This is a genomic window from Amycolatopsis sp. NPDC058340 (genome assembly GCF_042723975.1).
In the GTDB taxonomy this organism is placed as follows: domain Bacteria; phylum Actinomycetota; class Actinomycetes; order Mycobacteriales; family Pseudonocardiaceae; genus Amycolatopsis.
On record NZ_JBHXIB010000034.1, the window covers coordinates 1 to 24,928 of the forward strand.

General features: G+C 68.4%; 21 protein-coding genes. 8 read left to right on the forward strand and 13 right to left on the reverse strand.

Annotated features, from left to right (window positions below; translation table 11 throughout):
* Window positions 1-35: 35 nt before the first annotated feature.
* Window positions 36-689, reverse strand: a complete 654-nt coding sequence (locus tag ACFWIW_RS29160) for an alpha/beta fold hydrolase (protein WP_378371424.1) — start codon at window positions 687-689, stop codon at window positions 36-38.
* A gap of 218 nt (window positions 690-907) precedes the next feature.
* Complete coding sequence (gene asnB, locus ACFWIW_RS29165; protein WP_378371425.1) at window positions 908-2,842, reverse strand: asparagine synthase (glutamine-hydrolyzing); 1,935 nt, start codon at window positions 2,840-2,842, stop codon at window positions 908-910.
* A gap of 192 nt (window positions 2,843-3,034) precedes the next feature.
* On the opposite strand from asnB, the gene ACFWIW_RS29170 reads away from it, so the two are divergent.
* Together ACFWIW_RS29170 and ACFWIW_RS29175 are read left to right on the forward strand one after the other, a co-directional pair.
* Entirely contained in the window at window positions 3,035-3,973 is a 939-nt protein-coding gene (locus ACFWIW_RS29170) for a cytochrome c oxidase subunit II (protein ID WP_378371426.1), read from the forward strand.
* A 40-nt stretch (window positions 3,974-4,013) separates the two neighbouring features.
* Window positions 4,014-4,433: a cytochrome c oxidase subunit 4 gene (locus ACFWIW_RS29175; protein WP_240594082.1), complete on the forward strand. Its 420-nt coding sequence runs from the start codon at window positions 4,014-4,016 to the stop codon at window positions 4,431-4,433.
* A 64-nt stretch (window positions 4,434-4,497) separates the two neighbouring features.
* On the opposite strand, the gene ACFWIW_RS29180 is transcribed toward ACFWIW_RS29175, so the two are convergent.
* Entirely contained in the window at window positions 4,498-5,373 is an 876-nt protein-coding gene (locus ACFWIW_RS29180) for a DMT family transporter (RefSeq protein WP_378371427.1), read from the reverse strand.
* A gap of 82 nt (window positions 5,374-5,455) precedes the next feature.
* Between ACFWIW_RS29180 and ACFWIW_RS29185 the strand changes: the two genes are divergently transcribed.
* Window positions 5,456-6,418: a GlxA family transcriptional regulator gene (locus ACFWIW_RS29185; protein ID WP_378371428.1), complete on the forward strand. Its 963-nt coding sequence runs from the start codon at window positions 5,456-5,458 to the stop codon at window positions 6,416-6,418.
* Here ACFWIW_RS29185 and ACFWIW_RS29190 read toward each other — a convergent pair.
* Complete coding sequence (locus tag ACFWIW_RS29190; protein WP_378371429.1) at window positions 6,415-6,810, reverse strand: cupin domain-containing protein; 396 nt, start codon at window positions 6,808-6,810, stop codon at window positions 6,415-6,417. The genes ACFWIW_RS29185 and ACFWIW_RS29190 overlap by 4 nt on opposite strands.
* 52 nt (window positions 6,811-6,862) lie before the next feature.
* On the opposite strand from ACFWIW_RS29190, the gene ACFWIW_RS29195 reads away from it, so the two are divergent.
* Window positions 6,863-7,828 carry a helix-turn-helix domain-containing protein gene (locus tag ACFWIW_RS29195; protein ID WP_378371430.1) on the forward strand — a complete coding sequence of 322 codons (966 nt, stop codon included), beginning with the start codon at window positions 6,863-6,865 and terminating at the stop codon, window positions 7,826-7,828.
* A gap of 40 nt (window positions 7,829-7,868) precedes the next feature.
* Here the strand turns inward: ACFWIW_RS29195 and trpD are convergent, their stop codons facing one another.
* From trpD to ACFWIW_RS29210, 3 genes are all read right to left on the reverse strand, one after another.
* Window positions 7,869-8,900: an anthranilate phosphoribosyltransferase gene (trpD, locus tag ACFWIW_RS29200; RefSeq protein ID WP_378371431.1), complete on the reverse strand. Its 1,032-nt coding sequence runs from the start codon at window positions 8,898-8,900 to the stop codon at window positions 7,869-7,871.
* A 4-nt stretch (window positions 8,901-8,904) separates the two neighbouring features.
* Window positions 8,905-9,315 (reverse strand): hypothetical protein, encoded by a 411-nt coding sequence (locus ACFWIW_RS29205; protein ID WP_016336048.1) that lies wholly within the window; start codon window positions 9,313-9,315, stop codon window positions 8,905-8,907.
* Between the two features lie 61 nt (window positions 9,316-9,376).
* A complete protein-coding gene (locus tag ACFWIW_RS29210) occupies window positions 9,377-9,793 on the reverse strand; it encodes a hypothetical protein (RefSeq protein WP_378371432.1) in 417 nt (138 codons plus the stop codon).
* Window positions 9,794-9,888: 95 nt separating this feature from the next.
* On the opposite strand from ACFWIW_RS29210, the gene ACFWIW_RS29215 reads away from it, so the two are divergent.
* Genes ACFWIW_RS29215 through ACFWIW_RS29230 form a run of 4 tightly spaced genes read left to right on the forward strand, consistent with a single transcriptional unit; the run spans window position 9,889 to window position 14,219 of the window.
* The gene (locus ACFWIW_RS29215) at window positions 9,889-10,512 is read left to right on the forward strand and encodes a heme-copper oxidase subunit III (RefSeq protein ID WP_076168078.1); all 624 of its coding nucleotides are present in this window, start codon (window positions 9,889-9,891) and stop codon (window positions 10,510-10,512) included.
* Window positions 10,513-10,567: 55 nt separating this feature from the next.
* The gene (locus ACFWIW_RS29220) at window positions 10,568-11,425 is read left to right on the forward strand and encodes a c-type cytochrome (RefSeq protein ID WP_378371433.1); all 858 of its coding nucleotides are present in this window, start codon (window positions 10,568-10,570) and stop codon (window positions 11,423-11,425) included.
* Window positions 11,422-12,555 (forward strand): ubiquinol-cytochrome c reductase iron-sulfur subunit, encoded by a 1,134-nt coding sequence (locus ACFWIW_RS29225; RefSeq protein WP_378371434.1) that lies wholly within the window; start codon window positions 11,422-11,424, stop codon window positions 12,553-12,555. Before ACFWIW_RS29220 ends, ACFWIW_RS29225 begins: the two co-directional genes overlap by 4 nt.
* Window positions 12,552-14,219, forward strand: coding sequence for a cytochrome bc complex cytochrome b subunit (locus ACFWIW_RS29230; protein WP_378371435.1), 1,668 nt, complete (start codon window positions 12,552-12,554; stop codon window positions 14,217-14,219). The genes ACFWIW_RS29225 and ACFWIW_RS29230 overlap by 4 nt, the downstream gene beginning before the upstream one ends.
* Before the next feature lie 73 nt (window positions 14,220-14,292).
* On the opposite strand, the gene ACFWIW_RS29235 is transcribed toward ACFWIW_RS29230, so the two are convergent.
* The 6 genes from ACFWIW_RS29235 to ACFWIW_RS29260 all read right to left on the reverse strand — a co-directional run bounded on the left by ACFWIW_RS29235 (window position 14,293) and on the right by ACFWIW_RS29260 (window position 24,893).
* Window positions 14,293-14,685 (reverse strand): hypothetical protein, encoded by a 393-nt coding sequence (locus tag ACFWIW_RS29235; RefSeq protein WP_378371436.1) that lies wholly within the window; start codon window positions 14,683-14,685, stop codon window positions 14,293-14,295.
* Entirely contained in the window at window positions 14,682-18,554 is a 3,873-nt protein-coding gene (locus ACFWIW_RS29240; RefSeq protein ID WP_378371437.1) for a nucleic acid/nucleotide deaminase domain-containing protein, read from the reverse strand. The genes ACFWIW_RS29235 and ACFWIW_RS29240 overlap by 4 nt, the downstream gene beginning before the upstream one ends.
* Window positions 18,555-18,682: 128 nt before the next feature.
* Window positions 18,683-20,839 (reverse strand): AbfB domain-containing protein, encoded by a 2,157-nt coding sequence (locus ACFWIW_RS29245; RefSeq protein ID WP_378371438.1) that lies wholly within the window; start codon window positions 20,837-20,839, stop codon window positions 18,683-18,685.
* Between the two features lie 85 nt (window positions 20,840-20,924).
* Window positions 20,925-22,985 carry an AbfB domain-containing protein gene (locus tag ACFWIW_RS29250; protein WP_378371439.1) on the reverse strand — a complete coding sequence of 687 codons (2,061 nt, stop codon included), beginning with the start codon at window positions 22,983-22,985 and terminating at the stop codon, window positions 20,925-20,927.
* A 72-nt stretch (window positions 22,986-23,057) separates the two neighbouring features.
* On the reverse strand, window positions 23,058-24,143 hold the full coding sequence (locus ACFWIW_RS29255) for a hypothetical protein (protein WP_378371440.1): 1,086 nt from the start codon (window positions 24,141-24,143) through the stop codon (window positions 23,058-23,060).
* A gap of 465 nt (window positions 24,144-24,608) precedes the next feature.
* On the reverse strand, window positions 24,609-24,893 hold the full coding sequence (locus ACFWIW_RS29260; protein WP_005154220.1) for an Lrp/AsnC family transcriptional regulator: 285 nt from the start codon (window positions 24,891-24,893) through the stop codon (window positions 24,609-24,611).
* Window positions 24,894-24,928 lie beyond the last annotated feature (35 nt).

Genomic DNA, 24,928 nt, shown 5'->3' on the forward strand with positions numbered 1-24,928 from the left:
CCCCTTCCCTCGGCTCAGCCGAGGGAAGGGGGCCTTCACGCGCGTCCGGTCAGGATGGTGGCGAGCTCCGCGGGGCGCGACATATGCGGGCAGTGCCCGGCGTCGACCTCGACAGCGGTGACCCCGAGCCGTTCCCGGGCGGCCCGCCGCAGCCATTCCGGCCGAAGAGCGCGGTCCCGCGTGGGGACGATCACCGTCGACGGGATCTCCGGCGCCGCTCCGGCGGGATGCGCAGCCAGCACTGCGGGGTCGAACAGCCGCAGGCTGTCGAGCGCGAGCCGTTCGGTCTCGGGATCGCAGTCGTGGAAGAGGAACTCCGACGCCTTCGCGGGATCGGCCGCCGGGTCCACGCCGATCCAGTCCGGTTCGAGTACGTCCCGCGCCTCGTCCCGCAGGCTCCGCCCACCCGCGAAATCGGGGATGTAGGCGGCGAGCCATACCAACGCCCGCGCGTCGAGCGCTTCCGCGACCGCGGGCAGCAGGACCCCCGCGCCGGAATGGGCCACGACCACCGGCCGCTCGCCGTCGTACTGGTCTCGCGCGTGCTGCGCGTAGCCCTCGACCCGCAGCTCGACCGAGGTCAGCAGGTCCACCGCGATCGGCCGGTGCCCGGCGGCGGTGAGCAGCTTCGCCACCCGGTCCCAGCCCGCAGGGCTCTGCGTCGTGCCGTGCACGAGGACGAAGTCCATCGCACCATGCTGGCCTCCACCGGGTGAACGGTGAAGGCCAGCATCACGAGTCGTGACTAGGCCGTGTCCGGCAAGTCAGTTCGCGGTCTTCGCGCCCAGGTGGCCCCTGACGGCGCGGCCGGTCCGGTCGAGTACAACCCGGTACGAGTCCGAACCGGCCGCACCGTCAGGAACCACCTGGATCACGAAGCCCATCGAACCGACTTGCCGGACCCGACCTAGAGCTTCACCGGGTAGACGGGTTCCGGCACCTCGGGCTTGATGCGGTTCTCGACGAAGATGCCGTGCCACAGCATGAACACCAGCAGCGCCCACAGCTGACGGCTGCGGTCGAGCTGCCCGGCCTTGTGCTCTTCGAGCAGCGCCAGGACGGCCTTCTTGTCGAGCAGCGCGTCGGTCTGCGAGTCCGAGATGATGCCCTTGGCCCAGTCGTACATCTCGTTGCGCAGCCACAGCCGGATCGGCACCGGGAAGCCCAGCTTGCGCCGGTTCAGCACGTGGCCCGGGATGATCTTCGCCAGCGCCTGGCGCAGCGCGTACTTCGTGGTGCCGTGCGTGAGCTTCTGGTCGAGCGGGATGGTCGAGGCGACCTTGAACACCTCGGCGTCGAGGAACGGCACGCGCAGTTCCAGCGAGTTCGCCATGGTCACCTTGTCGGCCTTGACCAGGATGTCGCCGCGCAGCCAGGTGTAGAGGTCGACGTGCTGCATGCGCGCGACCGGGTCCCAGTTCTCCGAGATCTTGTACCAAGGCGCGGTGACGTCCTTGAAACCGATCCCGTCCTCGTACGTGCGCAGCACCTTGCGGAGCTGGTCGTCGCGGAAGTTGCGGGCGTTACCGTAGTAGCGGTCTTCCAGCGGCAGCGCCCCGCGGCGCAGCAGGTCCTTGCCGCGGGTGCCCTCCGGGATCTTCGTGGAGACCTTGCCGATGATCTTCCGCATCCCGCCGGGGATCTTCTCGAACGGCGCCAGCGAGATCGGCTCGTTGTAGATCGTGTAGCCGCAGAAGAGCTCGTCGGCGCCTTCGCCGGACAGCACCGCCTTGACGTGCTTACGCGCTTCGCGGGCGATGAACCACAGCGGCACGAGCGCCGGGTCGGCCACCGGGTCGTCGAGGTACCAGACGATGAGCGGCAGCGCCTCCATCATCTCGTCCGCCGACACCGTGCGGACCACGTGCTTCACACCGATCGCGGCGGCCGACTCGGCGGCGACGTCGACCTCGGAGTAGCCCTCGCGCTCGAACCCGGTGGTGAACGCGATCAGGTTCGGGTTGTGCTCCTTGGCCAGCGTCGCGGTCGCCGTGGAGTCGATACCGCCGGAGAGGAACGCGCCGACCGTGACGTCCGGGTCGGAGATCATGTGCTTGCCGACCGAGTCGCGCATCACATCGGCGATGCGCTCGTACAGCTCGTCGGCCTCGGCCTGGCTGTTCACCGGCTTCGCGTTGAAGGTCGGGTGGAAGTAGCGCGTGAACTCGACGTCACCGCCGGGGACGACCCGGAACGACGTGCCGGACTCGACGCGGCGGACGCCGGTGTGCATCGACTCGGGTTCCGGCACGTACTGCAGCACCAGGTAGTGCTGCAGGGCCGTCTTGTCCAGCTCGTCCTGGACGCCGAGCACGCCCGAAAGCTCCAGCAGGCTCTTCTTCTCGCTGGAGAAGGCGACCTTGCCGGGACCGGCCGAGTAGAACAGCGGCTTGATGCCGAACGGGTCCCGCGCGCCGAAGACGACCTTCTCCTGCGAGTCCCAGATCAGGAAGGCGAACATGCCGCGCAGCTTCTTGACCGCCTCGTCGCCGAGGTAGTGGTACGCCGCGACGATGGCCTCGCCGTCGCCTTCTGTGGCGAATTTCGCACCGTGCCCGGCGGCCAGCTCGTCGCGCAGCTCTTTGTAGTTGTAGATCTCGCCGTTGAAGTTCAGCGTGTAGCGCTCCGGAGCCTCCGGCGGGCCCCACACCAGCGGCTGGTGGGCGTGGTCGACGTCGATGAAGGCGAGCCGGTTGAAGCCGTAGACCACCTCGGCGTCGGCCCAGGTGTCGTGCTCGTCGGGGCCGCGGTGCCGCTGGCAGCGCATGGCCGCGTCGACGGCGTCACGGGCGCTCGCAGCGTCGGCTTCGGTCGAACAGATCAGTCCAAGCAGGCCGCACACGTCTAGTTCACACACCTCTTGTTGGCCGAGCGGGGAGAAGGGCCCAGTATGCCGGTGGGTGTGTACACCCGGATGTGGTGGGGGATACGCGTGTTGGGGTTACCCCTTAGTCAGCGCGGCGCCGCAACTCGGCTAGGCTCCGGCTGTCACGAAGATCGGTCGAGGAGGCTCTGGGTGAAAGGGCAAGGCGCAGTGGGAAATCCAGAGCGCACCCCAGTTAAGCGGGCTGGTCGCGTCGCAGCGCTCGCCGCGCTGGTGATGCTGACCGCGACGGGCTGTTCCGGGGACGAGATCCTCCGCTTCGGCTGGCCGGTCGGGGTGACCCCGCAGGCGCACGACATGCGGACGCTGTGGACGTGGACGGTCATCGCGGCGCTGGCCGTGGGTGTCATCGTCTGGGCGCTGATCTTCTGGACCGCGATCTTCCACCGCAAGAAGAAGACCGCCGACGGCGCGGAAGAGGAACTGCCCCGTCAGTTCCAGTACAACATCCCGCTGGAGATCTTCACGGTCGTCGTCCCGACGATCATGGTCTGCGTGCTGTTCTTCTTCACCGCGACCACCGAGAACCGGGTGCTCGCCGAGACGGACAACCCGGACGTCACGGTCGACATCGTCGCGTTCCAGTGGAACTGGGAGTTCAAGTACAAGAGCGACTCCAAGAACCACGAGGACCCCGAGATCACCACGGTCGGCAGCTCGACCGAGATCCCGCTGCTGGTCCTGCCGACGAACAAGACGATCCAGTACAACCTGCGGTCGGCCGACGTCATCCACTCGTTCTGGGTGCCGGAGTTCCACTTCAAGCGGGACGTCATGCCGGACCCGGAGAAGAACAACCAGGACTTCACCTTCCAGAACTCGATCGACAAGGAAGGTTCGTTCGTCGGCCGCTGCGCCGAACTGTGCGGCACCTACCACTCGGGGATGAACTTCGAGGTCAGGGCGCTCTCGCCGGACAAGTACGCGCAGTACATCCAGCTGCGTGGCACGGTGAACCCGAAGAGCGGCAAGCCGAACACGGCTTCCGAAGCGCTGACGGCGATGAACTGCGGCGAACTGTGCTCGCCCTACGCCGTCACCACCACCCCGTTCAACACCGACCGCACCGCGCGGGTCGCGTCCAACTGACCCGGCTGTTCGAGCCCGAAACAGGAGTGAGGCAACGTCCATGAAGGTCGAAGGACGGATTTTCTTCCTCGTCGCGGTCTTCTCCGTCATCGTCGCGGGTATCTACGCGTACATGACCGGAACGATGACCCGGGACGGCGTCGAGCCGGTCGGTGTGGTGGCCCTGATCCTCACCGGTGGCCTGGCCTTCCTGGCCGGGAGCTACCTGCAGTTCGTGGCGCGGCGCATCGAGCCGCGGCCGGAGGACCGGGAAGACGCCGAGATCAGCGACGGCGCCGGTGAGCTGGGCTTCTTCAGCCCCGGCAGCTACTGGCCGATCGGTCTCGCGGCGGCCGCCGCGCTGACCGGTGTCGCGCTCGCGTTCTTCCACATCTGGCTGCTGATCATCGCGCTGGGCCTGGTCATCATCGCCATCGGCGGGCTGGTGTTCGAGTACCACACCGGTCCGAACCACGAGTGACGTTCTGACGCCGGAAGCGGCGCCGCGGTCTTCGGACCGGGCGCCGCTTTTCGCATTCAGAGGACTAAACGCGGGCGGGCTGGGCCGCCGGGACGCGTTTCGGGGCCAGCGCGGCGGCCAGGACGGCCAGCATGCCGAGGCCTTCCGGCCAGGTCGGCCGGTGGCCGTAGGCGAGGACGTCGACGACCACCGCGACCACCGGGTAGACGTAGGACAGCAGTGCCACCGTCGTGGTCGGCAGCTTCCCGATGCTCGCGTACATCAGCACGTACATCAGCGCGGTGTGCACGGTTCCCAGCAGGACCAGCCACAGCAGGCCCGAGGTGTCCGTTGGCAGCGGCGTGACCAGCAGGGCGGGGGCGAGCACGATCGTGCCGGTCACCAGCTGTACGGCCGCGAGGACGTGCGGACGGACGTGTTTGAGCTGCTTCGCGACGAACGAAGCCCCGGCGTAGAGCGCGGCCGCGCCGAGGGCGAGCGCGATCCCCGCCAGTCGTACGGGCTTGCCGTCCGCGCCGTGCGCGGACAGTGAGATGAGGGTCACCCCGCCGAACGCGATCAGCGCCCGGACCAGCTGGCTCTTCGCCATCTTCTCGCCGAGGAACGCCGCCGCGAGACCGACCAGCATCAGCGGCTGAGTGTGGTAGATGACGGTGCTGACCCCGATCGACGACAGCGTGTACGAGGCGAACAGCAGCACCCAGTTGCCGACCAGGAACAGGCCGCCGAGCACGGCGAGCAGCAGGTCGCGGCGGCTGAGCGTCCATGGGCGGAGCCAGCCGCGAGCCGCGCTCCACACCAGGAGCAGCAGACCACCGACAAGGCTCCTCGCGAACGCCACGGCGGGGGCGTCGGCGCCGCTTTCGAGGACGACGGCGCCGATCGTTCCGGACAGCGCCATCGCGGCGGTCCACTGCAACACGGGGTTGTTCTTGTTCATGGCGACCACTTTCGCCGTCGCGTCCGCGTTCAACCAGTGTCAGAGATGACATCGACCGCAAAACTTGTGACACACTGCCCGCATGGATGTGAAGAAGGTCGCGGTGGTGCTCGCCGACCAGGTCTCGCCGTTCGAACTCGGGGTCGCCTGCGAGGTGTTCGGCACCGATCGCAGCGCCGACGGCATCGAGGGCTGGGACTTCGCGGTCTGCTCACCCGGCGGCGCGAACGTCCTGAGCTGGTCCGGTTTCGGGCTCGATGGGCTGCGGGGCCTCGACTTCGCGGCGTCCGCGGATCTGCTGATCGTCCCGACCTGCGCGCCGCGCAGCGCGAGCCCGCCGGAGCCGGTGCTCGAGGTCCTGCGTGACGCGGCCAGCCGGGGCGCCTGGGTGGCGGGCTTCTGCGCGGGTGTCTTCTCGCTCGGCTACGCGGGGCTGCTCGACGGGCGCAACTGCACCGTCCACTGGGTCTACGAGCAGGAGTTCCGGTCGCGTTTCCCGACGGCGAAGGTCGATCCGAAGGCGTTGTACGTCGACGACGGGGGCGTCCTCACCAGCGCGGGAACCGTCGCCGCCGTCGACCTGTGCCTGCATCTGGTGCGGGAGCTGCGCGGTGTCGCCGCGGCCACGACGCTGGCGAGACGGATGGTCGCGGCGCCGCACCGGGTCGGCGGGCAGGCCCAGTTCGTGCAGGCGCCGGTGCCCGAGACCGCCGCCCCGGACGACACGGTGCTCGCCGAAGCGCTCGAATGGATCGAGCGGCGGTTGGATCGGCCGTTCACCGTCGCGGAGCTCGCCCGTCGCAGCGGTTTGGGGGAGCGCACGTTCTTGCGCCGGTTCTCGGCGGCCACCGGTACGACGCCGCACCGGTGGCTCACCGAACGCCGCCTCGACCGCGCGCAGTCACTGCTCGAAGAGGGGCGTCTGTCCATTGAGGACATCGCGGTCGCCTGCGGATACGCCTCCGCCGCCGCGCTGCGGCATCAGTTCGGCAAGCTGCGCGGAACCAGCCCGAGCGCGTATCGCAGGACGTTTTCCGCCGGCTAGAAGGAGATTTCCTGTCCAACTGTCACTTGGACATGATCGGGGACCTCGTCGTGCTCGTCGCCGACGGAGAGTGTGCCGGTCGGCTCGAACAGCAGTAGCGACGCACTGTCCACTGAGGACGGTTTGTGAAATGTGCCGCGCGGGACCACGAACACCGAACCGCGCGGCAGCGTGACGACGCGTTCGCCGTCCTTTTCGCGCAACGCGATGTCCAAGGTGCCGTCGAGCACCAGGAAGAACTCGTCGGTGTTCTCGTGGACGTGCCAGACGTGCTCGCCGGCGACCTTGGCGAGACGGACGTCGTAGTCGTTGACGTTGGCGACGATCCGGGGGCTCCAGATCTCGTCGAACCCGGCCAGCGCGGTTTCCAGATCGATCGGCTGCTTGCTCATGTCCCGATCCTCGCCGCTGGACCGCAAGGGGAGTGAGTGCTAGGAATCGCATATGTCGCATGATTCCTCGCACAAGGTCGCCGTCCTGGTCGACGAGGGCTCCAACCCCTTCGAAATGGGCGTCGCGACCGAACTGTTCGGCCTGCGGCGGCCGGTGCTTCGCAAGCCTTGGTACGACTTCACGTTGTGCGCGGCCGAACCGTCCGTGCGCATGCACCTGGGCATGTTCACCCTCACCGGTGTCGCCGGGCTCGAAGCCGCGGAGACCGCCGACACGGTGATCGTGCCCAACCGGCCCGATCCCGAGAGCCCGGCCAGGGAATCGGTGCTGACTGCCATTCGCGCCGCGGCCGAGCGGGGAGCCCGGCTGGTGAGCTTCTGCACCGGCGCCTTCACCCTCGCTCAGGCGGGTGTCCTGGACGGGCGGCGCGCGACGACGCACTGGAAGTGGGCGGGGCTCTTCCGCGAGCTGTATCCCGAAGTGCTCCTGGAACCGGACGTCCTCTTCGTCGACGACGGCGACGTCCTGACCGCGGCGGGCAGCGCGGCCGCGCTCGATCTGGGGCTGCACCTGATCAGCCGCGACCACGGCGCCGAGATCGCGAACGCGGTGAGCAGGCGGCTGGTGTTCGCCGGGCACCGCGACGGTGGCCAGCGGCAGTTCGTCGAACGCCCGCTGCCGCCGGTGCCGGACACCTCACTGGCGCCGGTGCTCGCCTGGGCGCGCGAACGGCTGGACCGGCCGCTCACCGTCGCCGACCTCGCCGCGCGGGCGGCGGCCAGCCAGGCGACGCTGCACCGGCGTTTCCGCGCCGAACTGGGGACCACGCCGCTGGCGTGGCTCACGACGGAACGGATCGCGCTGGCCTGCCGGCTGATCGAGCGCGGGGAGCAGCGGCTGGACCTGGTGGCGCGGGCTTCCGGGTTCGGGACCGCGGCGAACCTGCGGACCCAGCTTCGGCGGGCCACGGGCCTGACGCCTACGGCTTACCGGGCGCGGTTCAGCACCGCCTCGTGAGTGGCAAGGACGGTTAGAACCGTCCTTGCCACTCACGAGGTCAGGCGAAGGCGATCCACCGGTTCAGCAGGTCCGCGGCGGCGCCCGAATCGATGGCCGCCGCGGCCCGTTCGAGCCCGGCGGCCAGATCGTCTTCCAGCGACCCCGAGAACCCGGTGAAAGCCGCCAGCGCGGCCGCCGAGTTGAGCAGCACCGCGTCCCGCACCGGCCCGGTCTTCCCGGCCATCACCTGACGGAACACGTCGGCGTTGTGTGCAGCGTCACCGCCGCGCAGGTCCTCCGCGGTCGCCCGCGCGATGCCCAGCGACGCGGGGTCGAAGCTCCGCTCGGTGATCTCGCCGCCGGAGACCACCCACACCGAACTCGTGGTCGTGGTGGTGATCTCGTCCAGCCCGTCGTCGCCGCGCACGAGCAGCACGGTCATGCCGCGCCGCGCGAACACCTCGGCCAGTACACGGGTCTTGTCCTGGTACGCGCAGCCGATCAGCGAGCTGCGCGGCTGCGCCGGGTTGGTCAGCGGGCCGAGCAGGTTGAACGTCGTCGGGACGCCCAGCTCGCCGCGGGTCGGGCCGGCGTGACGCAGGGCGGGGTGGAACTTCGGCGCGAAGCAGAAGCCGATGCCCAGTTCGTTCACGCTGCGCTGCACCGTCTCCGGCGGCAGATCGATGGTGACGCCCAGCTCCTCCAGCACGTCCGCCGCGCCGGACTTCGACGAAGCGCTCCGGTTGCCGTGCTTGGCCACCGGGGCACCGGCCGCGGCCGTCACCACCGTGGCCATGGTGGAGATGTTGACCGAGTTCGACCGGTCGCCGCCGGTGCCGACGATGTCCACCGACGGCCGGTCGATGGTCACCCGTTTGGCGTGCGCCAGCATGGCGTCGGCCATGCCGGAGATCTCCGCCGGTGTCTCGCCCTTCGCGCGCAGCGCGACGGCGAATCCGGCGATCTGGGAGGGCGTCGCCGCCCCGCTCATGATCTGGTCCATCGCCCACGCGGTGTCCTCCTCGGACAGATCCGTGCGCGCGATGAGCTGGTTGAGCAGGGACGGCCAGGTCTTCGCTGCCGAGCCCATCGGCTCAGCCGTGCACGGCCGGCACCCGCCGGGCGCGCAGCACGTCGGCGACGGTCTCGGCGGCGGTCAGCGGGTCGAGCGGGTGGACCAGCACCGCGTCGGCCTGCGACCAGGTCGCGAGCCAGCGGTCGTCCTTGCGCCGCACCGAGACCACGATGGGCGGGCAGTCCTCGATCTCGTTCTTCAGCTGACGGGTCAGCCCGATGCCGCCGGTCGGCTGGGCCTCACCGTCGAGGATGGCCAGGTCCACGTTGCCCGCGTCCATCTCGACGAGGACCTCGGAGATGCCGGACGCCTCGGTGTAGTCCACCCGGCCGAGGTCGGCGGCGGGCCTGCGGCCCACGGCGTTGATGATCGCCTCGCGCACCTCCGCCTTGTGGCTGAACACCAGGATCCGCATCGCCTGCTCGCCCATGAGCGCGCCTCCGCCTCGTCTAGTCATGTCGACCCCGCGATGTTATCCGCCATGACCGACATCACGTGGACGCACCCGACGGCTGGAGCGCGTCCCAGCCCAGCGAATCGCCGCCGAGCCGTTGCGCGAGCCCCGCCATCCGTGACCGTTCCTGCGCGCAGTGCAGCGCGTCGAGGGGCTGGACCCGCAGCGCGTGCGCGAGGACGAACCCTCCCTCGGGTCCCTGTTCTCGCAGCTCCCAGCCGTCCTGGGCGAGGATCGAGGCCGCCTCGGCGAGCTTTTCGGGCGGCAGCCTCAAGTAATGGCGCAGGATCGCGGGCGCTCCGGCGACCCAAGCGGGTGATCTCGCCAACGCCGACGAATCCGCCTCGGCCGGATCGAAGGCCTCCACGACGATCTCCACGCCGGGCGTGTCGACCGTCAGGCCCGGTACGGAAGGCTTCCTGACCAGGTCACGAAGCCGATCTAGTAAACCCATGAGTAGCCCGGTTCCCACTTTCGTTCAGATGTGACCCGACACGCACGCGACCCGCCGTGGACCCACCCGGCGGGCGCCATGCGTGAGAGGACATAATGCGACGCGTGACAACGGCAGCTCCCACCATCAGCCAGCGGGTCCACTCGCTGAACCGGCCGAACATGGTCAGTGTCGGCACCATCGTGTGGCTGTCCAGCGAACTGATGTTCTTCGCCGGACTGTTCGCCATGTTCTTCACCGTGAAGGCGCAGAACGCGTCCGGCCAGTGGCCGCCGCCGCTGCACGGTGAGCCCTTCCACCTGAACATCGCGCTGGCGATCCCGTTCACCGTGATCCTCGTGGCGTCGTCGTTCACCTGCCAGTTCGGCGTGTTCGCCGCCGAAAAGGGTGACGTGTTCGGCCTCCGCCGCTGGTACATCATCACGTTGATCATGGGCGCGATCTTCGTGGGCGGCCAGGGTTACGAGTACCTGAACCTGATCCACGAGGGGCTGACGATCCCGTCCGGCGCGTACGGCACGGTCTTCTACCTCGCGACCGGGTTCCACGGCCTGCACGTCATCGGCGGGCTCATCGCGTTCGTGTACCTGCTCATCCGCACCAAGCTGAGCAAGTTCACCCCGGCCCAGGCCACCTCGGCGATCGTCGTGTCGTACTACTGGCACTTCGTCGACATCGTGTGGGTGGGTCTGTTCGCGGTGATCTACATCCTTCCGTGAACGAAGCCGCCACCACGACCTATCGGCCTGAACTGACAGCAAGGGTTGCCGCAAGATGACCTCCAGCAAGAACAACACTCCGCCGACGGATTCTTCCGCGCGGAGGCGGGATTCGGCGCAGCGCCGCTTCCGCAAGCGGTCGAAGGCACGCAGGCGGTTCGCCGGCGCGCTGGCGCTCGGGATCGCGCTGCTCAGCGTGGGCGGGTTGTACGCCGTTTTCGCCCCGGAGCCGCAGACCGCGCAGGCGCAGGGCGAATCCGCCCTCCTGCGCGAGGGCGAGAAGCTCTACAACAACACGTGTATCGAATGTCACGGGCCGAAGCTCGAAGGTGTCACCGACCGTGGCCCGAGCCTCATCGGCATCGGCGACGCGGCCGTGTACTTCCAGACCTCCACCGGCCGCATGCCCGCGGTGCGTCAGGAAGCCCAGGCGCAGCGGAAGCCGCCGAAGCTGACCGAGGCCGAGATCAACGCGCTCGGCGCCTACATCCAGGCCAACGGCGGCGGCGCGCAGCGTCCCGCCGAGAAGGGTGACGCGCTGCGCGGCGAGGACGTCGCGCGCGGCAGCGAACTCTTCCGCCTCAACTGCGCCTCCTGCCACGGCTTCACCGGCCGCGGCGGCGCGCTCTCCTCGGGCAAGTTCGCCCCGAACCTGGACCCGGCCACGGAAGAGCAGATCTACACCGCGATGCTCACCGGGCCGCAGAACATGCCCAAGTTCTCCGACCGGCAGCTGTCGCCGGAGGAGAAGAAGGACATCATCGCGTTCGTGAAGTCCGTGAGTCACGGGAACAACGCACCCGGCGGTAGCTCGCTCGGCGGTCTTGGCCCGGCTTCGGAGGGCGCGATCGCGTGGATCGTCGGGATCGCCGCGCTGATCGGCGTGACGTTGTGGATTGGATCGAAGGCATGAGCGCCGAAGGGCCGAAGCCGCCGACAGAGGCGGAATTGGCGGACATGGATCGCGACCAGCTCGTCAAGCTGGGTACCGCGCTCGACGGGGTCGAGATCGTGGAGTACCCGAAGCCGTGGCCGGTCGAGGGGACACGGGCGGAGAAGCGCGCCGAGCGCGCCGTCGCCCTCTGGTTCGTGCTGGCCGCGCTGTCCGGCCTCGCGTTCGTGGTCCTCATCGCGTGGCCGCACTGGTTCGAGTACAAGGAGCCGGGTACGACCGGCTACACCAAGTACACGCTGTACACGCCGCTGCTCGGGGTCACCCTCGGGCTCGCCGTGCTCAGCCTCGGTATCGGTGTGATCCTCTACACGAAGAAGTTCATCCCGGCCGAGGTCGCGGTCCAGGAGCGCGGGGACGGCGGTTCCAAGGAGGTCGACAAGGCCACCATCATCGCCCAGCTCGCCGACTCGGGCAGCCGCAGCACCATCGCGCGCCGGTCGATGATCAAGCGGTCCGCGGGCGCCGGTGCCGGTGTGCTCGGCCTCGCCGTCGCGGCGCTGCCGGTCGCGTCCTTCATCAAGGACCCGTGGAAGGACACCGAGAACCGCGACTCGCTGTGGCACTCGGGCTGGAAGAAGAACTACCCGGACGAGGTCGTCTACCTGCGCCGCAACACCGGCCGTCCGCACGAGATCTCCCTGGTCAAGGCCGAGGACCTCGACGCGGGCGCGATGGAGACGGTGTTCCCGTACCGCAAGTCCGAGGAGCACGACGAGCACGCGCTGTCGGCCGCCTTCAAGCGGGTCGACAACCCGGTCATGCTGATCCGCCTCCGCCCGACCGACGCCGCCAAGGTCGTCAAGCGTCAGGGCCAGGAGGACTACAACTTCGGCGACTACTACGCGTACACGAAGATCTGCAGCCACGTGGGCTGCCCGACCTCCCTGTACGAGCAGCGGACCAACCGCATCCTCTGCCCCTGTCACCAGTCGCAGTTCGACGCGCTCCACTACGCCAAGCCGATTTTCGGGCCGGCGACGAGGCCGTTGGCCCAGCTTCCGATTACAGTGGACTCTGAGGGCTACCTGATCGCGCGCGGAGACTTCAACGAGGCCGTCGGACCGGCCTTTTGGGAGCGTAAGTCATGAGTTCACTCACCACCCCGACCAAGGGGACGAACCCGGTCGAGAAGGCCGCGGGCGCTGGTGCGAAGTGGGCCGACGACCGGTATCACCTGGCCAAGGGCATGCGGCACCAGCTCAACAAGGTGTTCCCGACGCACTGGTCGTTCCTGCTCGGCGAGATCGCGCTCTACAGCTTCATCATCCTGTTGCTGTCGGGTGTCTATCTCACGCTGTTCTTCGACCCCTCCATGGAGGAGGTCGTCTACAACGGCAGTTACACCGGTCTGCAGGGCGTCGAGATGTCGCGGGCCTTCGCGACCACACTCGACATCTCGTTCGACGTCCGGGGCGGTCTCTTCGTCCGCCAGCTGCACCACTGGGCCGCGCTGATCTTCGTGGCTTCGATGATGGTGCACATGTTCCGGATCTTCTTCACCGGCGCGTTCCGGCGCCCGCGTGAGGCGAACTGGGTCATCGGTGCGCTGCTGCTGGTCCTGGGCATGTTCGAGGGCTTCTTCGGCTACTCGCTCCCGGACGACCTGCTCTCCGGTACCGGTATCCGCGCCACCCTGTCGGGCATCGTGCTCTCGGTGCCGGTCATGGGCACCTGGATCCACTGGGCGCTGTTCGGCGGGGAGTTCCCCGGCAACGAGATCATCCCGCGCCTGTACACGATCCACATCCTGCTGCTGCCGGGCATCATGCTCGGCCTGGTGGCCGCGCACCTCGCGCTGGTCTGGTACCAGAAGCACACGCAGTTCCCGGGCGTGCGCCGCAAGGAGACCAACGTCGTCGGCGTCCGCATCATGCCGGTCTTCGCACTCAAGGGCGGTGCGTTCTTCGCGCTGGTCACCGGCGTCATCGCGCTGATGTCGGGCCTCTTCCAGATCAACCCGATCTGGAACATCGGCCCGTACAACGCGGCGCAGGTCTCGGCGGGTTCACAGCCGGACTGGTACATGGCCTGGGCCGACGGCATGCTGCGGATCTGGCCCGCGTGGGAGCTCTACCTCGGGAACTACACGGTCCCGGCGGTGTTCTTCCCCGGCGCGATCGGGATGCCGCTGCTGATCGGGTTGCTGGTGATGTACCCCTGGATCGAGCGAAAGCTGTCCAAGGACACCGCGCACCACAACCTGCTGCAGCGTCCGCGCGACGTCCCGGTCCGGACCTCGCTTGGCATCATGGCCCTGACGTTCTTCGCGGTCATCATGCTGTCGGGCTTCAACGACATCATCGCGTTCGCCTTCGACATCTCGCTGAACGCGACGACGTGGGCGGGCCGGATCGGTGTCCTGCTGCTGCCGCCGATCGCGTACTACATCACCTACCGGATCTGCCTCGGCCTCCAGCGGGCCGACCGCGAGGTGCTGGAGCACGGTGTCGAAACCGGCATCATCAAGCGCCTGCCGCACGGTGAGTTCATCGAGATCCACCAGCCGCTCGGCCCGGTGGACGACCACGGTCACCCGATCCCGCTCGAGTACCAGGGCGCGTCGGTGCCGAAGAAGATGAACAAGCTCGGCTCGGCCGGACACGCCGTCGCCGGTTCGACCTGGTCCCCGGACCCGGTCGAGGAGACGATCGCGCTGGAGCGCGCCCGGTCCAACGGGCACGGCAACGGCAAGGTCGACGACATCGGTGGCGAGCCCTCGGCGGAGCGCAAGGAGATCACCTCCGGGCACTAGCTCGTCAGCAACGTGTGAAGGCCCCCTTCCCTCGGCTCAGCCGAGGGAAGGGGGCCTTCACACGTTTGAAGCGTCAGCCGGTGACCTTGAGCTCCAGAGGACGCGTGTCGTCGTCGCTCGGGACGACGGTCAGACCCGCGGCGGTGAGGACGGCGGTGAGCGCCGTCCGCATCGCCGCGTGGACCGCGATCTGCTGCCGCACCCGGGGATTCTCCTTGTCGCCTGCCACCAGGAGCCGAAAGGCCTCATCACGCCAAGGCCTTGCCACCACCCAGTCGACCCAGACCCCGCAGGCACCCTCGAAGACGTCCACTTCGATCACGGCGCCCCCGGCGTCCCGGTGATCGTCCGGATCGGGCTCGACGATCACCGGGAATCCCGCCGTACGCAACACGGCTGCGGTCCGGTCGCCCAGAGCGAACAGCCGTTCCTGTTCGGCGGGGTGGACGCGGCGGAGCGAGGTCATCCGCCTGCTCCGCTGCCCACCAAGACACGCTGTTCCGCTTCGGCGGCCGTCGCCGAGCCGGCGAAGAGGCCGCGCCGCTTGTAGGACTTCTTGATCATGTCGATCAGGCTCCCCTTGTAGATCTTGTCGATCTCGGGATCACCGGTCCACGGTACCGAGAAGGACGTTTTGAGGTCTGGCGCCATCTTGCTGACCCAGTCCCGTTTGCAGTCGGGGCACGGTTCGCGTTCGCTGTAGAGGCCCTTGATGTTCTTGGGATCGAAACCCTGCTCGATGACCTGCTCGACGATGTGCTGCTCGGAGTGGCGGCCGGCGTCGTTGCTGTTGCCAGCCACGTAGCCGTCGGGGAGCTTCCCGTTCGGGTCCTTGTATCCGGGGAGATAGGCGACGGCGACGTTCCGGCTCGTTCCGTAGCCGTTTCCGATCCGGTAGTCGAGCGCGATGCTCGGCAACGTTCCCCCGTTGTCACCGTGATCCACGAGCCCGCAGGTGAAATCGGGGATGTCCGCGGCTTTCGCGGTGGCCGGTACCTGGCTGATCCGGTTGCACCATTTGCGGATGGCGTTGAAGAGCGGCTTGACCTTGTCCGCGACCTTCCGGAAGATCGCGGACTTGTTCAAGAACTTGGAAATGTTCTGGATGATCTTCACGACCGCCGAAGCCACCTTGGGCAGCTTCAGGAAGACGACGACGATCGACGCGACGTTGACCACGGTCCAAATACAGGCCTCGATGTTGCCTTCACCGAAGCACCGCTCCGCGTCACGCCAGCCGATCACCTCGAGCAGGACTTCGGCCCCGATCTCCACCAGGAACGACGTCACACTGCCGCCGTTCTTGGACTGCTCCGCGGCCTGGCGGTACTCGTCCAGCAGCATCCGCCCGAATTCGGTCGTCGAGAGCATGGCGATTTCTTCTTGGGTCAGATCGGGCAGCCCTGCCCCCGTTTCCGCTGCCGCGCGACGTCTCGCTTCCTCTTCCTCCTTGCGTTGCTGGTCCTCCGCCCGGTCGGCGGCTTGCTGGGCTTCGGTCGCGCTCTGCCGTGCCCGTTCCGCGGCGGCGGCCGCGTTGCGCGCGTGTTCTTCGGCCCGGTCGGCCGCCGCCCTGGCTTCCGCCGCCGAGGCTTCGGCGGCGGTCGCCGCGTCCCTGGCGAGTTGAGCGTCCCGTTCGGCACGCGACGCCGAGTCCCTCGCCGCCTGTGCCTCGCGTTCGGCCGCCGCGGCGCTCCGGCCGGCGATGGCGGCGTCGGCGTTGGCCTCGTTGGCCGCCGCACGCGCGGTCTGCGCGTCGGCGCGGGCGGCCGCGTCCGACGCGTTCGCCCGCTCGCCCGCGGCGCGAGCCAGCGCGCCTTCGGCCGCGGCCGCGGCCGCCGCTTCCTGCGCTTCGGCCGCCGAGTTCGCCGCCGCGGCGGCTGATGCCGCTGCCCGCGCCGCCGCTTCGAACGCGGGTTTCACCTCTTTCTGCGCCCGAGCAGCGGCTTCGGCGGCCCGATCCGCCGCCAGCCTCGCTTCGGTGGCCCGGTCGCGGGCCGCTTGCGCCTGCTCGGCTCCGACCGTCCTGGCCTGGTTGGCGACCAGGATGACGAAATCGGCGTCGAGGTCCGAACCCGCGTACGGCGCGACGACGGTGATCGCCCGGTTGGCCGGATCGGTGATCGCGCTCGACGACGACCGCGCGGCGGTGGACGCCCGCAGGGCGATATCCGCTTGCGTGGCCGCGGAGACCGACTCGGTGAACGCCGCGTCGGCCTCGGCGCGGGTACGCTCCGCCGCCATCAGCGAACGCATCGCTTCGCCGGCCGCTTGTTCCGCGAGCTGGATCGCGTTCCGTGCCGCCTCGGCCGCCTTAGTCTCCTCGGCGGTCGCCTCGGCCGCCTTCACGTTGGCCTGGGTGGCGTGGTGATGGGTCTCCGCCGCCGAGGACTCGGCCCGGTTGGCCGCGTGGTTGGCCGCGGAGGCGGCGGCACGGGCTTCCTGAGCCGCGGCGCGGGCCCGTGCCGCGGCTCGGGTCGCTTCGCCCGCCGCTTGCCTCGCGACCACGGCGGCACCGGTCGCCCGATTGGCGGCGTCGCGAGCCGCGGTGGCCGCGGCGGTCGCGTTGTTGGCTTCGTTCCGCGCCGCGGCGGCGGCGTTCTTCGCGTCGGTCTCCGCCGCGGTGCCCCGTGCGGCGGCTTCGGCCGCGTTCAGCGCTTCCGCCTTCGCCTGCGCGGTCTGCTTCAGCCGTTCCGCGGTGAAGGCGGCGTCGCGAGCGGCTTTCGCCTTCCCTTCTTCGCCCACCGCCCGCTGTTCGGCTTCCCCTGCGAGCCGTTCCTGTTCCTGCGCGCGGAGGTTGGAGTCGTTGGCGATGCCGGCTTGGCGCTGGGCTTCGCCACGATGACGACGTGCTTCCGCGGCCGCTTGGTCGGCACGCTGACGGGCGGCGGCCGCGTTGGCCCGCTCGGCCTCGGCGACCCTGCGGGCGCTCTTCGCCCTGTCCCGCTGCCGTTCCGCTTCCTCACGATGTGCGCGGGTGCGTTCGGCCGAGGCCCTGGCGGCGTTGGCCGCGGCTTCGGCCGCTTCACGAGCCTGCTTGGCCCGGACGGCCGCGTCCTTGGCCGCCACCGCCTGCACTCGTGCCGCTTCCGCCACCTGTGCGGCAGCGAGCGCGTGCTCTTCGGCGTGCAGACCCCATTGGCGAGCCTGCTCGGCGTGTTTCTCGGCGCGTTCCTGGGCGTTGCGTGCCTGGTCGGTGGCTTCGGTGGCGTCGATCGCGTGCTGTGCGGTCTCCGAGGCGTGGACCGCCGCCTGTCCGGCCGCACTCATGCCTCTCGCCATGTCGGCCCACTGAGTGCCGTAGGGGAGTCCGACGGCGACGAGTTCGGCGGCCTGGACGCCGGCCTGCTCGGCCGCGCGCACGCCATCGGCCGCGGCGTCGCGGGCGTTGCCGACCTGACGGGCGGCCTCGGCCTTGACCAAGGTGAAGGAGTCGGGAGGGTGGTTGCCCGCCGCGTCGTTCGCGTCCAGGATCTGCTTGGCCTTGCGGGCTTCGTTCCCCGCGAGCACCATCGCGTTCGCGATGCGCTGGAGCGCGCGCAGCGCGTCCCCGTGCGTCACCATGAGGTTCCGCCGCGCGGTCATCGCCCGCACGGCCCGCTTGGCGAGGTCGCTCAGCTGCTCGGCGGCCCGTGCCGCGGCCTCCTGATCACGGATCTGCTTTTCCCGCTCTTCGGCGTCACGTTTCGCCGCGGCGAGGTATCCGGTGTTCAGGAACTCCGCGATCGCCGCGTCACCCGCGTCGAGCGCGGCCTGGGCCGCCGTCTTCACGTGGTGCCCGGCGACGCCGAGCAGTGCCGTGACCCTGGCGCGCAACTGCTCGGCACGTGCCTGGCCGCCCGCCTCGATCTGTGCGTCGCGCTCCCTCGCGATCTCCTTGCCGTAGGCGAGGAACTGCTCGCGGTCGGTATCGCTTCCCGCGAGGACCCGCTGGACCTCGGCGGTGAAGATCGGCCCGCCGGTGCCCGCCATCGCCTGGATGGTGGCCCGGTTCTGGCGCGCGGTCTCGGCTTCCCGGGCCGCGGCCCTCGCCTTGGCGGCGTCGAGGCCGGTTTCGAGGAATTCGTGCAATGCGGCCTCGGTGCCCGCGTCGAGCGCCGCGCGCGCGGCCTCACGTACTTCGGGCTCCTCGGCCAGCTCGGCGTGATCGGCGATGATCTGCCGGACGACGGGACTGCCCACCAAGTCGGGTACGCCGGTCCGGCCGTCCCAGTTGCGGTACGGGTCTTCCGGTATGGGGCGGGCCGGGGACGTCGGTGGTGGCGTGGTCGGTGGTGGATCGTCGGCCGCGACCGCGGGCGCCGGTTGAATCAGCCCGGCGAGTACGGCGGTGGCCAAGAAGACAAGGAACGTTCTCAGTAGATATCTCGTTCTCGACATCAGAACCCCCAGGTATCGGTGAAAAGAACTACTGCGGGGTGAATGAGGTGCCTTGCCGGTGTACCCGGCAAGGCACCTCGGAATTGTCAGTTGTAGTACTCTTTCGCACCTTCGGCGGCGGTGTGTTCGATCCTTCCATGCTGGAAGTAGCTCACGCGTTTACCGGGTACGCCGGGGAAATCCATTTCGTCGGAAGTGGGATAGCCGAGCCTGCTTCGTTCGTATTGCAGTGCCGCCCACCGATCGAAAATGGCTCCGTAGATCAGCTTCGGGCCGATGTTCGGGTGGTACCAGATGCCTCGGGGGCCGGCGAACAGGTTGCGCATTCCCTTCCCGTCGGGCAGGTATCCCGTGTCCCCGCTGGGGATGAATCCCGGAATGTTCCGGCCGCCGGATTCGAGGTACTTGTCGAGCAGCGGGTCCATGATCCGGACCACGCCGTGCTGGGCCGACCAGAAGGCGCCGCCCTTCTGGAAGCGTTTGTACCGGATGCCGTTCAAGATGTTTTCCGGCTGCGTCTGCGGGCCGAGGCCGTTCCAGCCCCACCAGTCCTCGTTGAGCCAGCGCTCGTCGATCTTCGTGGTGATCGAAGGGTTGGGGCCGACGGGGATCCAGCTGATGTCGGCGGCGAAGTTGCCGTCGGTGTCGAAGTTGTTCTCCTTGCTCAAGCCGTTGGCCGCCCAGAGCTCGCCCCAGTACTGCCGCAGGTAGCGGCCCGGATGCGCCTTCGCCTCCAATGTCACGTTGGCCGGATTGCCGTCCCTGCCGGCCTTGGCGCACCAGGTGGCGTTGAGTTTGTAGCCGTCGGTGCCGTCGTTGCCCGCCAGCTGGACCCGCAGGTTGGGCGCGATGCGCAGGTAGCTGCCGACCCGGGTGGCCGATTCGAGCGAGAAGCAGTTCGCGTCGGCGAGCCCGGGGACGATCTTCCAGGTGGCGTCGCCCAGTGGTGCGGTGACGACATTCGACGGCTGGGTTCCCGGAGTGGCCCAGGCATCGCCGCCGGCACTGCGGACGTGCCAGCCTCGCCGCCCGGCGGTGACTCCGGCGAACGCCTGTTCCAGCACGGTGTACTGGCCCTTGGCGAGGAAGTCCTTGACCTGGTCCCATGTCCCGTTCGCGGCGACGTCGCCCGCCGCCGCGGCGAGCCGGGGACGGAGCCTGCTCGCGTCGGCCTTGGCCTTGATGTCGCGGACCTTCTGCCGGTCGGCCTCCTCCCGTTCCCGCAGGATCCTGGCGTCGTCCCTGGCGCGGGCCTCGGCGACCCCGGTCCTGATGTAGCGGTCCCAGTCGGCCGCCGCCCCGGCGAGGGCGGCGGTGGCCGCGTCCTTGATCTCGCGGTGCGCGGGGTCGGCGAGCTCCGGGGTCTTGAGCAGCTCGCGGATGAAGTCGTCGTCGGCGAGGTCGAGCCAGGCCGCGACGGCGATGACGGGAACCTTGTCGCAGGCGTCCTTCTTCGCCATCCTGGCGGCTTCCCTGCGGGCGGCCTCCTGGTTCTCCTGGTTCAACCGGTCGAGATAGTCGAGCTGGTCCTGGTGATTCAGCGCCCGGATCTTGTTCTCGATGAAGTCCTTCCACACCGCCGCGTCACCGCCGAACGCGTCGAAGGCGCCCTGCTTGAGCTTCGGCTGTTCCGGCTTCGCCTTCTGGTACACCTTGTAGATGAACATCTGATCGTTGTCGTTGAGCATGACGTCGTCGAAACCGACGATGTCGGCGTCGATCAGGATCTCCCGGCGCAGCTGGACGGTGCGGTCCCAGGCCTCCTGGCGACGCTGCCGTTCGACGCGGTCGCGGGAGGCGAAGTCGAAGACGCCGGTGCGGATGAACGCCGTGGCGTCGGGGGCGGCGTTGTTGTCGAGCATGACCTTGTAGACGCGGTAGGCCTCGGCCTTGGTGACCGGGAAGTTCGTCGCGTCGATCTTGTCGTAGACCTTGAAGACGAAATTCATGTCGGTGGCTTCGCGCCATTCCTTGGTGGCTTCACCGACTTCGATCTCGAAAACCGCGCGCACCTTTTCGGTTTCGGTCGCGCTCGGCAGTTCGGCCGCCGCGGCGTCCGGGCTTTCGCGGGGAACCTGTGCCTCGGGGGCGGACGGGGCGGGCGCCTCGACGGTCGGGCTCGACGGTGCCGGGGGAGCGGCGTACCCGGTGGCCGGGGTGAACAGGCCGCACAGCACGGTCACGGTGGTCAGGACGGCGATACTTCCGGCTGGTCGTCTGCCGACGATCAGTGATCTTCGCATTTCGCATACCTTTGTTCGGACGAAAAGGTCAGCCGGGGGCCAGGGAGCGTTTCCCAGGCCCCCGGCTGGAGCAGGACGGACTCGGTCAGCCGGCGGACATGAACACGAGGATTTCGTACGTGCTGGAGTTCCAGGTCATGTAGCCGTGTTCGAAATTGCTCTGGCGGCCGATGGGGATGGTGAACTCATCGCTGGTCGGGAAACCGAGCCTGCCGTTTTCCGCGCCGAGCGAATTCCACCGGTCGCGAATGGAGCCCATCACGAATTTGGCCCCGGTCGACGGCGTCCAGTAGATCGCCATGTTGTGGCCGTGGAAGTTGATCATCGACCGGTTGATCCCGTTGACCTGGTTGGTACTCGGCAGCAGCCATTTGTGCCCGCCGAGGCTCAGGTACCGGGTGAGGATCTCGCCGTTGATGAACTTCGCGCCGGTCTCCGGGCCCCAGTACAGGCGGCCGTTGGTGAATTCGCGGAACCGGACACCCGCGTCGTGGATTTCCGCCGCCTTCGGATTGCCGGCGAGCCCGCGCAGGCCGTCGTTGTTGAACCAGTCCAGCATCAGCGGCGTCGACACCTCGGGATTCGGTGCGACCACCCGCCAGTTCGAGTCCTCGACGAAGAGCCTGTCCGTGTCGAACCAGTTCCCGCCACCCTGCTTGGCGATCCAGAGCTGCGCGTCGATATGCCGCATGATCCGGCCGGGGTGCGCCTTCGACTCCAGCTGGACCTCGCCGCCGTTGCGCCGCGGGCACCAGGTGGCGTCCTTCTTGAACTGGTCGGTGCCGTCGTTGCCGTGCAGTTTGACCCGCAGATCCTGCTGCCGCAGGTAGTTCCCGGCGCGGTCGGTGGACTCCAGCGAGTAGCACAGCGGATCGGCGAGCCCGCTCGACACCTTCCAGGTCGCGTACGGCAACGGCTTGGTTCCGTCGGTGCCGGGGTTCCCGGTGGTGATCCACGCGTCGCCCCCGCCGGTGTGGACGTGCCAGCCCCGGACGCCGGGGGTGTAGGTCCCGAACGACTGGGTCAGCACCTCGTACTGGCCCGTGCGCAGGAACGTCACCACCGCGTCGCGGTTGCCAGCCAGCGCCACGTTGGCGGCCGCGACCAGCCGCGGCCGGAGCCCGCTGTTCTCCGCGCGGACCTTGAGCTGCCGGACGGCGTCCCGGTTGGCCTGGTCTTCCTGCGCTTCACGGCGGGCCTTGTCCCGTCCGGCCGCCGCCTTGAGCCCGGTGTCGACGAACGCCTTCCACACCGCCGGGTCCGTGCTGCGGGAGGCGCGCTCTGCCGCGTCCTTGACCTCGATGTTCGCCGGGTTGGCCAGTTCGGGCAGCCGCAGCAGCTCACGGACGAAGACGTCGTCCTCGGCGTCCAGCCAGACGTTCTGGAAGGTGGCCGGGATCTCGGCGACGGCGGTGCGCCGCTTGATGTCACGCTCTTCCCGGGCCGCCTTCTCGGCGTTCTCCTGCCGGAGGCGTTCCAGGTGTTCGATGATGTCCTGCTCGGCGAGGTCGAGGATGGTGACCTCGATGAAGGTTTTCCAAACGGCGGCGTCGCCCTTGTACGCGGTCATCGCACCGCTCTGGACCTTGGAGCCGCTCTTGGCCCGGCTGGCGACCTGGAAGACGAAGTTCCGGTCGGTGAGGTCGAGCAGCACGGGGTCCAACGGGATGATGCGGGCGTTCTCCAGCGCCTTCATCCGCGCGCCGATCCGGTCCCGCCGTTCGATGTCTCGGAGGATCTTCTCGTCGTGATCGCGCTGGACGAATTCGTGGATACCGGTCCGGATGAACGCCGAGGCGTCGGCGACGGTGAGACCGTAGATCCGAGACGCTTCCGCCTTGGTGCGGGGGAAGGCGTCGATGCTGATCTTCTCGTAGACCTTGAAGACGAAGTTCTTGTCGGACAGCCTCAGCCAATCGTCGGTCGCCTCACCGACTTCGATGGCCTCCACGGCCAGCACCTTGTCCCGCTGTGACGCCGGGGGAACCGTGGTCGACTCGAGGTCGGGTTCCGCGGTGGGCACGGCGGGCGGCACACCCTGGCCGGGTGGTGTTTCGGCCGCACCCGCCGGTGCGCCCACCAGCCCGGCGAACACGGCGGCGACGGCGGCCACCACGATGCCACGGCTGAGCCATGGCCTTGACATGGACGTTCTTCGCATACCCCAGTCACCTATTCTCGAGAGGAAGCCGCCGCGGGAAACCGGACGGCGGAATGATCAGCTCGGGTTCTTGATCCGCTGCTCGCCTTCGAGGGCCTTCCGCAGCAACGACTCCCAGTACTCGACGTTTTCGCCGGAAAGGGACCGGTTGTCCGTCCAGTCGCCTTCGACCGTCCTCGCGGGGTCGATGATCGCTTTCCAGTTGGGGTTCTGGGCGGCCTGCTGCGCGGCGAGCAGGATGGCGTGCCAGGTCTCCGCCTGCCGCTGGGCGAAGTCCCTCGCCTCTTCCCATTTCGACCGCACCGGCGAGACCTCGGTGCCGACCTTGCGCCAGGCGGCCGCGGCTTGGTCGCGGGCCTCCTTGCCTGCTTCGCCTTCGATTTCCCGTGCGGCCTTTTCGGCGGCTTCGGCGTCGACGATCAGCCGGGTGATCGTCAGTTGCCATTGGCGGTTCTGGCGCAACATCTCTTCGCGGAAGGTCTCGATGTCCAGCCGCGCGCCCTGTGCCCAGCCCCACGCGAAGAAATCGGTCAGGTCGTCGTCGGTCGATCCCTCGCGGACCGCGTAGGCCGCGGCGAATCTCACCTGGGTACCCGGATCCCGCTCGGCGAGCATTCGCACGTATCGGCGGTCCTCCTCGACGAGGGCGCGTTTCTGCTCGCCGAGGTCGGCGCGGAACTTCTGATCCCGCGCCTTCGCGGCTTCGTAGCCGCCGCCGTGACAGAACTGTTCCCGTTTGGACGCGGTCGCCGTCAAATGGTGGTTCGCCGCGTCGTAGACCTCCGGCGAGTAGGCCCGGAGATGGGTTTCCAGCAGTCGGCGGAGGAATCGCTTGTTGCCTTCGTCGCGGTTGAGCGCCCGCTGTGTCGCGTATTCGAGCCCGCCGCCGGGATAGCGGAGGAACTCGATGGACGCCGCCTCCGGGTCTTCGCTGAGCAGAGCGATCCACGCGTCCGTCTTCACCGTGCTGTGGACGCTGTACCTGGCGTGGGTCAGGACCTCCCAGCGGGCGATCTCACCGGGTGTCATCGCCGCGGCCGTGGCGTGTACTCCGGTTTCGGCGGCGAACCCCGCCGGAACGGCGACCGTCCCGGAGAACAACGCCGCGGCGCAAAGCGCGCAGGACAAAATACGCTTGTACACTCCAAGCCCCCAGTCAGCTTCGGTGCAGGTTGAATTAACGGGGACCCTTCCCGGACGGCGCCGGGAAAGGTGTCGGTGGCAACGGCATCCGGAATCGGGACCGGAGCCGGCGATGAATTCGAAGTTCTTCGAATCCTTGTCGGGAAAACGCCCGCGCTTACCCCGCGACTGTTTCAGTCGCCGGGAAAGGCTTCGTCAGTGGCCGCGTATCCGGCGGCTTCGGTGATGGATCGGCAAGCCGCTCCCGCCGACGGGCGGTGCGGTGGCTCGCGTGGAGTGAATATGGCGGCGATCGCCGCGATCCCATGACGGATCGATCATCGGTACGTACCCCGGAATCCCCAGTACCGGAATTCCCCCAGTGAAATTCCGATTCTGATCCCAGCTAACCGCGACTGGCCGGTTCGCGCAAGATGCGCCCCGCTGGTGAAAAAGTCACCGGCGGGGCGGGGTTCTTGTTTTTCCTCAAGCTCCTTCGACGCCGATGTCGAACGCGGACTCGCTGTCGGCCTTCGAGTACGAGCGGAACGCGATATGCGTGACGGTGCTCAGCACGCCGGGGACCTTGCCGATCTTCGCCGGGATCAGATCCGCGAGATCCTCGTGGGCCGCGACGCGGACCGAGGCGATCAGGTCGACGTCGCCCGCGCAGGAGTAGACCTCGCGGACCCCCTCGATGTCCGCGATCGCCTGCGCCGCCTCGGGGATGGCATCGGCTTCGACCTGGATCAATACGATCGCGGTGATCACTAGAGCGCCTCCTGTTTCACGGGAATCCGGTGCCG